Below are 14,037 nucleotides of genomic sequence, written 5' to 3' on the forward strand. Positions count from 1 at the left end.
CGCAAGCATCCTGCACAGTGATTGTTAGCCCACTTGCAGGAACTTCTGACATCTCCATACTTGTGTTCTGGCAGGTCTTTGAGTTGGTGTAGAATTTCGGGTTGTTCCTTTCTGCACGTACTCGAGACCACTCAAAACGAACAGCCCAATAATGAACATTACTGCCCATCTCTGCATTCGTCCCTTTCCAAGAGGATTACCATGTATAATCATTGCAAGTTGTATATAACACTTTTGCTCCAAGAATACATAAATTAAAAACTTCCGTTGGCCAAACTATTGCCTAAAACTAAAAAGTTCAGTTTTGTTCAAAATATTGAATAAATCTCTGTAACTCTGCTTCATCCGCCCGAAACTACAGGAATAACCTCCACGTAGTCACCATCTTTCACGTTTTCGTCCTCCAGAGCAACGCGGCCGTTGAGCTTCGCTATCGCGCTCTCTGTGTTGAAGCCCACTTCGCGGAGAACATCTGCGATCTTCATGCCTTTCCTCCACTCGAGTTCCTTCTCGATTCCTCTTCCAAGGACCTTGACCCTGATCATCGTCACCACCGAAAGGCATATCTTTCAAGCGTTTATAAAATCTCCCGGCCGATGAGGAACGTTTGGCCCGGCACCGAGGGGGTGATGAGGGCCACCACTTCCGAGGCCAGGAAACTTTTGCCAAGCAAAAGTTTCATCAAAGTTTGTGATTCCCGTTCAAAGGTGCAGTTGAGAAGGATTTAACCCAAAAGTCACCTTTTGAAAGATGGATTCACAAACAAACTCCCCATTTCACGCGGGTTCTACTTGAACCGCGCTCCGAAGGAGCGCAGGTTAGAGTGAACCCCCTTAAGGAGTCCCTCCTCACAAGTAAATCCCCCACCAATAATTCCCTCCTAAACTTGAAAATCCATGATGAGAAAGAGCATTCCAAGAAGAATCACAAACCTTGATCAAACTCTGCGGGACTGTCGTCCCTTGCGTCGAGCAGAGCTCGACGTCGTGCAGGCGAAGTTTTCGGGGGTGTGGGGACGTTAGCCCCCAGCAACCTTTGCTTGCGCAAAGCTTGACCAAAAAGGTTTAACTGTTCAAAAAGGAGAAGTTAAAAGTCGTCATGCTTCCCCAAGAGTTGCGTTTGAAAGGGGTTTGCACTTACGTTAGACAATTTGAAGGGTGTTTACTTTAAAACAGCGCGCGAAGGGCGCTCAAGCATGAAACACGCTTTAAAGAATCATCATTTTAGAAGGCAAACCCACTCAAAAGGACCAGGCACAAAAGGCATGCCAAACTTTGATGAAACTTTTGCCAAGCAAAAGTTTCCCAACGTGGGGCGAAGCCCCACTTCGGGGGTTTGAGAGTACAGAGAGATAAGGGGGCGGAGCCCCCTTGTCTTTCGTTATGGAGCCGGGAGGGGGATTCGAACCCCCGTAAAGCGGATCTGCAGTCCACCGCCTCACCTCTAGGCTATCCCGGCATTTGACCCAGAGAAAGATTTGGCGCCGCGGAGGGGATTTGAACCCCTGTGGGCAGCGCCCACCGGCTTAGCAGGCCGGCGCCCTACCAGGCTAGGCTACCGCGGCACTCCAATGCCCGAGTTATATGAGCCGGAGGGGGTTTTTAAGTTTTTTGGAAGATACTCGAGATGCCAGCGTTGGCAAACCATAAATACCTTCCCCGAGTAACTATTCCCGATGACCCAGCTCTTCAACTCCAAGCTCTGTGCCGTCTGCAAGGGCAGGAAACTCCTCTGTGGCCGGTCTACCTGTCCAATTCTCGAGAGGTTTAGGGTAGCCCGGAAGGTGGAGGAAAAGCTCAATAAGCGCCACCTTTTTGGCTCTTCTCCGCCGAGCATCTTCGTTGGGGAGTACGGCTATCCTAAGGTTCGCATAGGCCCTCTCGTGCCGCCGATTGAGGGAGATACCAGTCACCTCGACAATCCCATGAAGTGGGAGGACAAGACGATAAGGGACATCCTTTACTACCGCTCGCTATTGGTTATGGGCGAGACGAAAGCAGATGTCCACGTAAGGAGGAGCAGGAGAATACTTGGCGAGGTTCAGGAGCTGGCAATGTCGATAAAGCCCGTTGACAGCGAGATTTTGCTGAAGAAAAAGCCCATTCTCAAAGTCCTCCCAAGCGAGTTTGCCCCGCCGATAGGGCCAAAGGCGGAGCTTTTGGACTTTGAGCTCACGGAGAATCCGAGGATTCCGAGGAGGACGGACTACGTCGTTAGCGACGAGCTAAAGGCAGAGCAGGCAATAATGAGGCTTTACAACTGGGGCTTTGACGAGTACTATATTATAAGGCTCCTCTCCGCGGGACTTCTCGGCGTTGACAAGAGGCTTGTTCCCACAAGGTGGAGCATTACCGCCGTTCAGGACACGATAGGGAATAACCTAAGGCGCGAAATTCTGAGCTATCCAGAGATAAACGACTACGAGGTCTACTTCTACCGCTTCCTCGGAAACCGCTACGCTGTTCTTCTCATGCCTGAGAGCTATGCCTTCGAACTCCTTGAGGTGTGGCTCAAGGGCTCGCTCTTCGGAAGCGACGAACCGAGCGTCATCCACGACTACGAGGACTTCCGCGGAAGAAAGGAGTACGTCAAGGAAACGGCCGGCGCCTACCATGCAGCTCGTCTGAGCGTTCTTGAAGCTTTGAGAGTGAGGAGGAGACAGGCAAGGATAGTAGTTTTCCGCGAGGTTACTCCCGAGTACTACGCCCCCGTTGGTGTCTGGCAGATAAGGCTCGGCGTCAAGAAAGCTATGAACAACCTCATCGGCCGCTTCTCAACGCTGAACGAGGCGCTAGAGGTCATAAAGCGCCGTCTTGAGCATCCGTTCGAGAAGTACCTCGCGAGGAGCTACATACTTGGCAGCTTAGCGAGGCAGAAAACTTTAGACGAGTGGCTCGGAAAGAATTTATACCTGATTAACAAAGGGGACTTCGGTGGATGACGATCACTCCATCCCACTGAGGTATGATGACTGCACGTCAGGCCGACACCGATTGGGGGTGATAGCGTGAGTGAGGATGTTAGAGTGATTAACGAAATATTGAAGATAGAGCGCAAACTTGAGGAGATAGAACACAAACTAGAGGAGCTGATTGAGGCAAGCGAGCTTTATGGAGTCGTAAAGCTCTCAGAAGAATCCCTCAGGGAGTTTCTAGAATCCGAACCAGACCTGTACTCCTACGAAGACCTTAAGGTGAGATTCAAATGAGTCTCAAAGGCAAGATAGTTCTTGTGCACTTCCCTTTCACGGATCTACGGGCAACTAAACTTCGTCCGGCACTTGTCCTGTACGAAGGAAAAGATGATGTTGTAGTGGCGTTCATTTCGTCGAGACTTGAGAAGTTCGAGCCAAAAACTGACGTTCTCGTTGAACGCTCTCATCTGGAATTTAAAGTCACTGGGTTTAAAGTTTCTTCGATTATTAAGCTCAACAAGATAGCGACAGTTCATAAGGGTCTTCTTGCAGGCATTCTAGGTGAAGTTGGAGACCTACTCAAGGAAGAAATAAACGCAAAACTCTGTAATACGCTTAGGCTGTGATGAACATGAAGAAGCTCGCGCTGATAAGCCTCGACGGCTGTGGGGTTTACAACATCAAACACATGCCATTCCTGAGCGAGCTTGCTGAAAGCGGTGAGTTTGCGGTGGTTGACTCCATCTTTCCAACGCTCACGGACTTAGTTCACACCAGCGTGATGACGGGGATGTGGCCGAAAGATCACGGGGTCGTCGAGAACGGCTACTACGACCGCATCTCTGATCGGAAGGTCAACTTCTACAACTATGAGGTGGCCTTTAATCCCCACAAGGTCATTAAGTCCCCGACCATCATTGACCTGCTACGGCAGAAAGGTGTTAGAACCGCAGCCGTCAGCGGCTATACGATGCCCCCGTTCAGCGGGACGGACGTTAGAATCTTCCCACCCTTCTTTGCTGGCGATAGGATGTACCGTCAGCATGGTCGCGATTGGAGGAAGGACATCTGGGTCATGAACTCAGCCATCTACCTATACGAGGAATGCAGACCGGATTTGCTCCTCGTCCACTTTGCTTCGATAGACGGCATGAGCCACGACCATGGGCCGCTGAGCGAAGGGGCCCTGAAGGCCGTTGAGACCGTCGATACCGCAGTGAGAACCCTATGGGAGCGCCTGAAGGACGAGTACGCCTTCATAATCTTCGCCGACCACGGACAGGAGGAGGTTCACACCTGGGTGAACCTGAGAACATACCTCAGGAAACACGGCATCGAGACGCTACGCGTCTCCTCTGGCGGTGGAGTTCATGTTTATCTCAGAGACCCGAACCAGGCCGAGGAAGCTTTTGAAGTTCTGAGGAAGGCTCCGGGGGTCAAAGAAGTCTTTTTCCGCGATGAGCTTCCACACCTCGACACGCCGCTGAGCGGCGAGCTGATAGTCTCGGCCAAGCCCGGCTACTGGTTCTGCTCCCACAGAATGTGCAGGGGGATTAAGGGAGTAAGCCACTGGGTTAAGGGAATGCACGGCTCGATGAACGAGTCAGTTGTGAAGGTTCCACTGATACTGTGGGGTTTCGAGAAAGTTGAGCTTGAAAACCCGGGCCTCATGGACATAGCACCGACGGTTCTGGAGTTTTTTGGCGTTGAGAAGCCAGGGAATATGGTGGGAGAGAGTCTGCTAGATAGAAGTTGAATGGATGAAGGAGAAAGAGGACAAGAATCAGTCCCTTCGGCCTTCTTCATGCTAATTTCGGCGCTTTAACTTTTTCCAGTAAATCATAGAATTCATACTAATTACTTCATGATTGTTCTGCGCTTTCATATGTCACAACCAGTTCTCAAAATTATATTCCCTAAAAACATTGCAAGTGGGGGCAAAGTAGAAGCGTAGAAACAGAAGAGAACAAGAAGGGAAACCTGCCAGCCCTCAGCGTGAGGACTGGGCAATCCTCTCGATCTCTTCCTTCTTGCTGTAGGCGAAGCTCTTTGGATCCTTGTTAGCTGCTGCGATTATCTCCTCAGCGAGGGCCTGGGCGTAACTGGTCTTGTTGCGGTAGCACTTGGCGCTCGCACCGAGGGCGATGTTCTTGAGGGCTATGTCGAGCCTCCTGAGCGGTGAAACGTCAACGGCCATGTGGTAGCGGATTCCACCGAATGCAATGGTGGTCGTGTCTTCCCTTGGGGCAGAGTTCTCGATAGCCCTTATGAGAATCTGAATCGGGTTCTGCTTGGTCCTCCTCTCGATGATCATGAATGCCTCCTTGACGACCTCGTAGGCCTTCATCTTCTTGCTCATGAGGGAGCGGTGCTCTCTCCTCATGAAGTGGCCGCCGACCTTGTGGCTGCTGGCACCACTGCGCATGACCTTGTTGATGAGCCTCTCGACGATGTGAACCTGAGCCTTTCCAAAGGGCTTCTTGGCGTGCCTTCCATGGCTGTGCGGAAGAATTCTCGGCTCGAGGTTGATGTAAGGCCTGAGCGATGGGTCATTCACAACGACGTCCTCAACGCTCCACCTTCCCATGACCTTGAGCTCCTTAGGCTGGTAGAACCTCTCGGTGAGCGGCTTGGCCATTTCCTTCACCTCCTCGGCTTCTCCTTTCTGCCCTTAACGAGCTCCTTGAGGGAAACCCTGTTCACCTTGACGACCTTGTACCTGATTCCCGGGATATCACCCATAGAACCGCCCTTTGGACCGCCGATTCCCTCGATGATGACCTCGTCGTGCTCGTCGATGTGGTTGATAGCACCGTCACCCGGGGTGAACGCGGTAACGACCTTACCGTTCTTGATGAGCTGAACACGAACTGCCTTACGCATTCCAGAGTTGGGCTGCTTGGCCTCGACGGCTATCTTCTCGAGGACGATTCCCTTGGCCTGCGGGGCTCCCTCGAGCGGGTCGCTCTTCTCCTTAAGGCGAAGGACTCTTCTCTTATACCTTATGTCGCTCCAGCGGAACTTCTTCCTCTTGAGCTTGAGCTTTCTACCAGCGAACTCTCCATATGGAGCCTTCTTTCCCGGCATGAGCATCACCTCAAATTATGATCACGTCGTGAATACCGTGGTGTCTCTCCATCAATTCTTTCACGAGGTTGATGTTCTGGCCGCCCCTTCCAATGGCGCGCGGTTTCTCGCGCGGGCCTATGTCCAAGAGGGCGACCTTTTTACCATCCCTCTTTTCAGTGATGTGGACTTTTTTAACCTTTACCCCGAGACTCTTATAAATGTTCCTCAGGAACTCTTCGGGATTCTCCGAGTGCTCGATGAGCTCTATCTCCTTTCCAAGCATGTTCTGAACGCGCTTGACGTTGGCTCCCTTCTTTCCGAGGGCAAGTCCCATCTCGCCCCTCTTGATAACGTAGATAAGCCTGTTCCTGTTGCTGTCGATGAGGCAGTCAAGCACTGTAGCTCCCGTCATGCTCTCGAAGAGGGCTATGTACTTTATCTGATCAGTGTTGAGCTTGAGCGGCATTACTCCTTACCCCCGAGGGCCAGGATTTTGCTCTCACCAGGGTCTACCACTGCCAGAGCCGAGACAGTGTGCGGCCTTCCGAGGATGGTGCCGAGCTCAACGCTTGTTCCCTCAAACTCGTAAACCGGAATGCCGCTGAGCTTGGCGTAGTAGTAGATGTCTTCCTTGATGTCCGGCCTGGCGTTTCTGGCCACTATAATCAGCTTCGCTCCACCCATCTTGGCGAGCTGGATGGTCTTCTTAGCTCCCTTGATTATCTTTCCGGTCTCGTCAGCCTTCCTAAGTTCGAAAGCTAGATCCATCAATCACACCTCCCTACTCCCTTTTCGGTCTCAGGGGGAGATTCATTGCCAGTTTGACGATTCCGGTTCCGACTGGAACCGGCTGTCCTATGAGGACGTTCTCAACGACACCGTTGAGCGGGTCGGTTTCACCCCTCTCAGCGGCCTCGAAGAGGTGCTGAGTGGTGATCTCGAACGCGGCCCTGGCAAGCACGCTGGCCTTCTCCCCAACTATGCCGTGCCTGCCTATGGGCAGTATGACGCCGTCGAGCGTCATCATATCGGCGACAAGCATGATGTGCCTGACATCCACCTCAAGACCCTGATCGCGCATCGTGTTGACGATTTCCTCGATGATGGCGTTTCTTGCAGCCTCGATTCCGAGCACCTCGGCGATCTCGTGGATGTTGTTCGTCCTCGTCCTCGTCGGGTCAACGCCGGGAACCTTGAGGATCTGCTTGAAGTTGGAACCCTCTGTGTAGATGACGTACTCGTCGCCTTCCTTCCTGATAATCGTCTTTCCGACGCCCGAGAGACCCTTAAGGCGATGCTTTTTAACCTTTTCGGAGAGTCTCCTAAGGTCAGAGAGCTTGGTTACCTTCTTGGGCCTCATAATGAGCGTGTAGCCATCTACTTCGAATTCTGCGCTCTTGAAGGAGCTCTCCAACTTTTTCTGAATCTTCTCCATGTCGAGGCCACTCTTCTCAAGTCTCTCCGGGTCAATCTCAACGATGAATTCAAAGTTGAGGATGTCGATGCTCATCTCCCTGGCGAGGTTCTCAAGGGTCGTTCCCTCAATGCGCCTCGCAACTTCTAGGGCCTTCTCCCTATCGTATCTGTGCTTCTCGTCGAGGTAGACGGTCATGATTGGCGTGGACGGGTTCTTTCTGGCATCAACAATCTCGATGATTCTCGGCAGACCAAGGGTAACATTTATCTCTGCGACACCAGCGTAGTGGAAGGTGTTAAGGGTCATCTGCGTTGAGGGCTCACCGATAGACTGGGCAGCAACAGTTCCTATAGCCTCTCCAGGCTCGATGAGTGAGTTTTGGTACTCCTTAACGGTCTCCTCTATGATGGCCTCGACTTCAGCCTTCTTGAGCTTGTACTTCTTGTTGTACTCGATGAGCTTGTTGTAAAGCTCCTCCTTGATGTTATCGGGGAGGTTGGCCTTATCGACGAGGCTCTTGATAGTCTTGGCAGCAACCATTTCTCTCACCCCTTACTCCTGACCTTAAGCAGGGTTCTCACAATCACCCTATCCACATCCACGGTCTTGCCCTGCCAGCTCTTCATCGGGTCAACGCCATCCTCACCGTACTTGAACTGGACGATGATGCCCGTTGGATCTCTGACGGTTCCGTCGTAGTCCACCTTGAGATCCTGGAGGGCGTTGATGAGCCTGCGCTGCATGTAACCGCTCTGGGCAGTCCTGACTGCCGTATCGACGAGACCTTCCCTTCCACCCATGGCGTGGAAGAAGTACTCCTGCGGCGTTAGTCCGCTCTTGTAGGAGTTGACGACGAATCCCCTTGCCCTGGCTCCCAGGTCACCAGGCCTGAAGTGGGTCAGAACCCTTTCGCGGTAGCCGCGGTAGAGACGCTTTCCACGGATAGACTGCTGACCGAGCATTGCCGCCATCTGGGTGATGTTGAGCATCTTACCCCTCGCTCCGGTCTTGGCCATGATGACCGCGTGGTTTGTCATACCGAGGTATTTCTCAGCGACTTTACCTGCGTTGTCACGAGCCTCGGCAAGGACGGCCATGATATTACTCTCAAGGGTCTCCTCAAGGGTCTTACCTGGGAGAGGTTCGAGCTCACCGTTCTTGTAGGCCTCTATGAGCCTGTTAACCCTCTCCTCAGCCTCGCGTATAATCTCCTTGATTCTGTCAAGAGCCTCGCTCGGAAGGTCTTCATCGTCTATCGCAGTCGTGAAGCCCTTGTGGGTTATCACCCATATGGCGAGCTTGGTGACCTGATCTAGGAACTGTCTGGCCCTCTCAACGCCGTACTCTCTCACGATGATGTCGAGTATCTTACCATCCTCTCTTCCGTAGGCCTTCTTGTCAACGACACCGCTGAGGAGCTTGCCGTTGAGGATGTATGTGAAGCCATCATAGGCGAGCTTTCTCACTTCCTCTTCGTCCGGGATAAGCTTCTCCTCGATGAGCTTTTCAAGGGCCTCGCAGCGCTCCGGATCGTCGCAGAGCTTGTTTCTGTACCAGATGGTCAAGTCTTCGGGCAGGAGAAGGGAGAATATGGTCTTTCCGCTCCAGAGTTCAACGCCGTTCTCGACCTTGTCCGGCTTGGGGAGCTTGTCCACGTCAACGCCGGCAAACATAAGCATCTGCTCGACCTCTGAGCGGGTAAAGTAGGCTCCCTCGCGCGTTAGGAGGTAGCCGCCGGAAATGTGGTCCTGTATTCCGGCGATAAGCGGGCCACCGTAACGCGGTGAGATGATGTGGTTCTGGACTTCCATGAGTATCTTGGCCTCTGCCTGAGCTTCCTCCGTCTGCGGCACGTGGAGGTTCATCTCGTCACCGTCGAAGTCAGCGTTGTAAGGCGGACAGACGGCGAGGTTGAGTCTGAAGGTCTTGTAAGGCATGACTCTGACGCGGTGGGCCATGATGGACATCCTGTGAAGCGACGGTTGTCTGTTGAAGAGGACTATGTCACCGTCGAGGAGGTGTCTCTCAACCGTCCAGCCTATGTCGAGTTTCTCAGCGATGATCTCGAGGTTGTTCTCCATGAGCCTGATTCTTCTTCCCTCGGGGTCGATAACGTAGTTGGCTCCTGGATACTTCTCGGGCCCATTGAGGACCATTTTCTTGAGCTTCTCGTAGTTGAACTCAGTGACCTTCTCGGGAACGGTGAGCTCCATAGCTACCGCTATCGGAACACCAACCTCGTTGATGCTTATCATCGGATCGGGGCTGATAACGGTACGGGCTGAGAAGTTAACACGCTTACCGCTGAGGTTGCCCCTGAAACGGCCCTCCTTACCCTTAAGTCTCTGGGCGAGGGTCTTGAGGGGCCTTCCGCTCTTGTGCTTGGCCGGCGGAATTCCTGAGGTCTCGTTGTTGATGTAGGTGGTGACGTGGTACTGGAGAAGGTCCCAGAGATCCTCGATGATGAGCTGAGGAGCTCCGGCCTCGATGTTGGACTTGAGCCTGTTGTTAATACGGATTATGTCGACGAGCTTGTGGGTGAGGTCGTCCTCCGCCCTAATACCGCTCTCGAGAGTGATGGACGGTCTCATTGTAACCGGTGGGACCGGAAGGACTGTGAGGACCATCCATTCCGGCCTGGCCTTCTCCGGGTGCAGGCCGAGAAGCGGGAGGTCTTTATCGGGGATCTTCTCAAGCCTGTCCCTGACCTCACTCGGCATCATCCTGTGCTTGTACTCGTTGCCCTCCTCGTCCTTCCTGAGCTCCCAGTAGATGGTCGGTCTCTCAAACTTGATCGGGAACTGCGGAGCACCACAGTGTGGGCAGACCATTCTCTCCTTCGCTTTCTTGTGTATCTCCTTGATGAGCCTGTCCTTGGCTTTCTTTCTGTCGCCCATGACCTCGAACTTCTTTATGTACTCATCTATTTCCTCGTCGGTGAGTTTTATCCTTCCGCACTCCCTACAGGTGCTCTCAAGGACACGGTGGATGGTCTTGGCGAAGCCGACGTGGATTATCGGCCTAGCAAGTTCAACATGGCCAAAGTGACCGGGGCACTCTCCCGCTCTCGCTCCACAGGTCTCACACCTGAGTCCGGGATCAATGACACCCAGCCTTTTGTCCATGAGGCCGCCTTCGATTGGGTAACCGTCATCGTCGTAAGTGTCTGGAACGGTTATCTCGGCCGCGCTCATCTTCCTGATTTCCTGGGGTGAGAGGATTCCGAACTCAATACTCCCGATGACCTTTTTCATCGACTGCATGGCAATCACACCCTGTCAACGATATTGAGAGACGGCCTTATTCCCATCGCCTTCAGCTCATCGAGCAGCAGCTTGAAGGCGTAGCTCATCTCTACCTTGCTTATCTTTTCTTCCTCTCCACAGACCGGACAGTAGACCTTTCCTCTGCGCTTATCCTCTAGGGCTAGATGTCCACAGCTTTCGCAGGCCCATACCTCAGTCTTGTCGCTCTCCTCGAGGAGACGCTCTATGAGCAGCATTGCAGCGCCGTGACCGATGAGGACGTCACGCTCCATCTCACCGAACCTGAGACCACCTTCCCTGGCCCTACCCTCGGTCGGCTGCTTGGTGAGAACCTGCACAGGACCCCTGCTCCTCGCGTGCATCTTGTCAGCGACCATGTGGTGGAGCCTCTGGTAATAGATGACACCGACGAATATGTCAGCCTCTAATCTTCTTCCAGTTATGCCATCGTACATGACTTCCCTGCCGCTGTGCTTGAAGCCGAGCTCTTCAAGCTCCTTCCTGAGCCTCTCTTCAGGCTCTCCGATGAAGGCGGTACCATCAACCCTTCTTCCCTTGAGTGAAGCCACCTTTCCGCCTATGGCCTCTATGAGCTGTCCGACGGTCATACGGGATGGGATACCGTGCGGGTTGACTATGAGGTCTGGCACTATTCCGCTCTCGGTCCAGGGCATGTCCTCCTGTGGAACAATGAGGCCTATAACACCCTTCTGACCGTGCCTTGAGGCGAATTTGTCTCCGAACTCTGGAATTCTGAGATCCCTGACGGTGACCTTGACGAGCTTGGTTCCGTCACCGGTCTCGGTGATGATAACCTTGTCAACTATGCCCTTCTCGCTCGGTCTGACAGCTACGCTGGTCTCTCTTCTTTCCTGGAGGATTATTCCCCCAAGGCCGCTCTGTTCCTCAAGGAACCTCGGTGGGGAGGTCCTTCCGACGAGGACGTCCTTACCCTCGACCTTTGACTCGGGGAAGATTATACCATCCTCATCGAGGTGTCTGTAGTACTTCTCACCGAGATAGCCCTGTATGGTCGGGTCCGGAACCTCAAAGCGATCGGTCTGACCACCGAGGTAGCGCTTCTCCTCAGCTTCGTAGGTTCTGAAGAAGGTACTCCTCGCGAGTCCCCTCTCAATGGAGGCCTTGTTCATTATGATTGCATCCTCCATGTTGTATCCCTGGTAGCTGAGAACCGCGACGACAAAGTTCTGACCTGCTGGCCTCTCCTCGAAACCGACGGCCCTCATTATCCTTGAGTTGACGAGCGGAACCTGCGGGTAGTGCATGAAGTGACCGCGGGTGTCAACACGAATCCTGAAGTTGGCCCAGCCGAGACCAAGGCTCTGCTTGGCCATACCTGCACCGTAGGTGTTACGCGGGGCAGCGTTGTGCTCAGGATACGGAACGAGCGAAGCTGGAATACCAAGTATGGCAGCGGGCATCAGCTCAAGGTGTGTGTGCTCTGCAGTTACTTCCCACGGCCATGTTGCAACGTAGGCGTTCTCCTCTTCCTCGGCGTCGAGATACTCAATGACACCCATCTTGATGAGATCACTCCAGGTGAGCGTTCCGTTCTTTATGCCCTCGACGTGTTCGCGGGTGAGCTTTGGCTGGCCGTTCTCGACTATGATAAGAGGCCTCCTCACCCTACCGTCGTCGCTGTTGACATAGATTTCCTTCACTTCCTCATCCTGGTAGATAGCCACGTTGATGACGTCGCTTATCCTTCCGCTCCTTCTGTCTGTCCTTATCCTCTTGACAAGTCTCTCTCCGTCCTCAACTGTTCCAATGAGAACACCGTTTAGATAGACACGCCAGAGCTCTAGACTCGGCCTCTTCTCCTCGATCGGAACGACGCCAAGCCTGTTAAGGTAATCCCTGACTTCCTCCTCAGGAATTCCGGTGGTTATCTGGGCCATCAAAGCCAGGTTCTTGACGAGACCACAGTTTGGACCTTCTGGCGTTTCCGTCGGACAGATCCTGCCCCAGTGGGTTCCGTGTAGATCACGAGCCTCGAAGTGGGGCTGATCCCTGCTGAGCGGAGAAGTGACACGCCTGAGGTGAGAAAGGGTTGACATGTAGTTGGTTCTGTCAAGAAGCTGGCTTACACCGGTTCTTCCACCAGGCCAGGCACCGGTCGCAAGGGCGTGCTCAATTCTCTCGCTGAGAACGTCTGGTCTTATCGAGTTTCTCACGAACCTCTGGATGTTCTCAAAGGTGTAGCGTTCGCCCTTCCTCTGGTAGGTCTTGGTCATCTGGTACTGCATGTCCTTAACAAGCTGGCCGAAGGCGACGCGGAAGAGGTCTCTCAGGAGGTCACCAGCGAGCTTGAGCCTCTTGTTGGCATAGTGGTCTTTATCATCCTCGCCACGGAGGCCAAGGGAAAGCTCAAGGACCTTAAGGGCCATCATGCCGAGGTAGTAGGCCTTGGCGCGCCTGTCTTTCTCCTCGACACCCATGTGCGGCAGGAGGTTGTTGTCTATGATGTGCTCGGCTCTTCTAAGCCTGTACTCCTTCGGCTGGCCCGGCAAAGCAAGCTTACCAATGTAGTCCAGAGCCTCCTCCCTGCTCATTATGTCGCTGGCATCCTCGAGGTTGTCGAAGAGAACCTGCTGTATCCTCGGGTCGTCGCTTACCGCTTCAACTATCTCCTTGTCGCTCTCAAGACCGAGGGCGCGCATGACGTAGACGAACTTAACAGGTCTCGGAACGTTCGGGATGTTGACGTAGAGAATACCATCCTTTCTTCTCTCAACGGTGATTAGAGCCCTGTATCCATGCCTGTAGGAGAAGCACTTTGCTATAATTCTGTTCTGCCTTTCGTCTCTCTCGACGAGGGTCTTGTTCGGGGCAAGGTCTTCGATAGAGACAATAACCCTCTCAGAGCCGTTGATAATAAAGTATCCTCCTGGATCCTTCGGGTCCTCGCCGAGCTTGATGAGCTCCTCGTCGCTCAGGCCGTAAAGCCTGCAGGCCTTTGACTTGAGCATTATTGGGAGCTCGCCTATGCGAACCTCAACCGGCTCCTGTGCAATGCCGTTGACGACGGGAATGAGCTCGAGGTAAAGTGGAGCTGAGTAAGTCAGGTTCCTTATACGAGCGTCCATTGGGTAGAGCGGCTTCCTTTGCCCCTGAGCCTCCTGGAACTCAGGCTCGCCGAGGCGAATCTTTCCGAACTTGACCTCGAAGTCAGGAATGTCCGGCTTTATGCCGCCGAACTCGTTTATAACCTGCTGCATTCCGTAGTCTATGAATGCGTTGTAAGAGTCAAGGTGCTGTCTAACCAGTCCCTTCTCCTTCCAGTAAGCTTCCATAACGAGCCAAAGATCGTCGGGAGTAACATCTACAACGGTTGGCCCTCTCATGGTCTC

Annotated in this window: 12 protein-coding genes and 2 tRNA genes; 4 read left to right on the forward strand and 10 right to left on the reverse strand. The window is 53.2% G+C overall.

All coding sequences use genetic code 11. The features are described from left to right. Positions 1-341 precede the first annotated feature (341 nt). The 3 genes from E3E32_RS04910 to E3E32_RS04920 all read right to left on the reverse strand — a co-directional run bounded on the left by E3E32_RS04910 (position 342) and on the right by E3E32_RS04920 (position 1,564). Entirely contained in the window at positions 342-545 is a 204-nt protein-coding gene (locus E3E32_RS04910; protein WP_012571186.1) for a MoaD/ThiS family protein, read from the reverse strand. An 838-nt stretch (positions 546-1,383) separates the two neighbouring features. Beyond that, positions 1,384-1,458: transfer RNA gene (locus E3E32_RS04915), tRNA-Cys, on the reverse strand. Between the two features lie 20 nt (positions 1,459-1,478). After that, positions 1,479-1,564, reverse strand: a tRNA-Ser gene (locus tag E3E32_RS04920). 111 nt (positions 1,565-1,675) lie between these two features. Here E3E32_RS04920 and E3E32_RS04925 point away from each other — a divergent pair. From E3E32_RS04925 to E3E32_RS04940, 4 genes are all read left to right on the forward strand, one after another. Then, complete coding sequence (locus tag E3E32_RS04925) at positions 1,676-2,941, forward strand: Nre family DNA repair protein (protein ID WP_167730584.1); 1,266 nt, start codon at positions 1,676-1,678, stop codon at positions 2,939-2,941. 66 nt (positions 2,942-3,007) lie between these two features. Then, the gene (locus E3E32_RS04930; protein ID WP_012571184.1) at positions 3,008-3,208 is read left to right on the forward strand and encodes a hypothetical protein; all 201 of its coding nucleotides are present in this window, start codon (positions 3,008-3,010) and stop codon (positions 3,206-3,208) included. Further along, positions 3,205-3,540, forward strand: coding sequence for a type II toxin-antitoxin system PemK/MazF family toxin (locus tag E3E32_RS04935; RefSeq protein WP_167730586.1), 336 nt, complete (start codon positions 3,205-3,207; stop codon positions 3,538-3,540). The genes E3E32_RS04930 and E3E32_RS04935 overlap by 4 nt, the downstream gene beginning before the upstream one ends. Positions 3,541-3,545: 5 nt before the next feature. Next, the gene (locus tag E3E32_RS04940) at positions 3,546-4,670 is read left to right on the forward strand and encodes an alkaline phosphatase family protein (protein ID WP_167730997.1); all 1,125 of its coding nucleotides are present in this window, start codon (positions 3,546-3,548) and stop codon (positions 4,668-4,670) included. Positions 4,671-4,904: 234 nt separating this feature from the next. Here the strand turns inward: E3E32_RS04940 and E3E32_RS04945 are convergent, their stop codons facing one another. From E3E32_RS04945 to E3E32_RS04975, 7 genes are read right to left on the reverse strand one after another with little or no spacing between them, the layout of a single operon-like run. Then, on the reverse strand, positions 4,905-5,552 hold the full coding sequence (locus E3E32_RS04945) for a 30S ribosomal protein S7 (RefSeq protein ID WP_167730588.1): 648 nt from the start codon (positions 5,550-5,552) through the stop codon (positions 4,905-4,907). Positions 5,553-5,557: 5 nt separating this feature from the next. Continuing rightward, a complete protein-coding gene (locus E3E32_RS04950; RefSeq protein ID WP_012571180.1) occupies positions 5,558-6,001 on the reverse strand; it encodes a 30S ribosomal protein S12 in 444 nt (147 codons plus the stop codon). Positions 6,002-6,011: 10 nt separating this feature from the next. After that, positions 6,012-6,449: a NusA-like transcription termination signal-binding factor gene (locus E3E32_RS04955; protein ID WP_012571179.1), complete on the reverse strand. Its 438-nt coding sequence runs from the start codon at positions 6,447-6,449 to the stop codon at positions 6,012-6,014. Beyond that, complete coding sequence (locus tag E3E32_RS04960; RefSeq protein WP_012571178.1) at positions 6,449-6,751, reverse strand: 50S ribosomal protein L30e; 303 nt, start codon at positions 6,749-6,751, stop codon at positions 6,449-6,451. Before E3E32_RS04960 ends, E3E32_RS04955 begins: the two co-directional genes overlap by 1 nt. A gap of 13 nt (positions 6,752-6,764) precedes the next feature. Then, the gene (gene rpoA2, locus E3E32_RS04965) at positions 6,765-7,940 is read right to left on the reverse strand and encodes a DNA-directed RNA polymerase subunit A'' (protein ID WP_167730590.1); all 1,176 of its coding nucleotides are present in this window, start codon (positions 7,938-7,940) and stop codon (positions 6,765-6,767) included. 5 nt (positions 7,941-7,945) lie between these two features. Then, the gene (locus tag E3E32_RS04970; protein WP_167730592.1) at positions 7,946-10,663 is read right to left on the reverse strand and encodes a DNA-directed RNA polymerase subunit A'; all 2,718 of its coding nucleotides are present in this window, start codon (positions 10,661-10,663) and stop codon (positions 7,946-7,948) included. A 5-nt stretch (positions 10,664-10,668) separates the two neighbouring features. Next, complete coding sequence (locus E3E32_RS04975) at positions 10,669-14,031, reverse strand: DNA-directed RNA polymerase subunit B (protein ID WP_167730594.1); 3,363 nt, start codon at positions 14,029-14,031, stop codon at positions 10,669-10,671. Between the last annotated feature and the right edge of the window lie 6 nt (positions 14,032-14,037).

The organism is Thermococcus sp. GR6 (genome assembly GCF_012027415.1).
Classification (GTDB): Archaea; Methanobacteriota_B; Thermococci; order Thermococcales; family Thermococcaceae; genus Thermococcus; species Thermococcus onnurineus.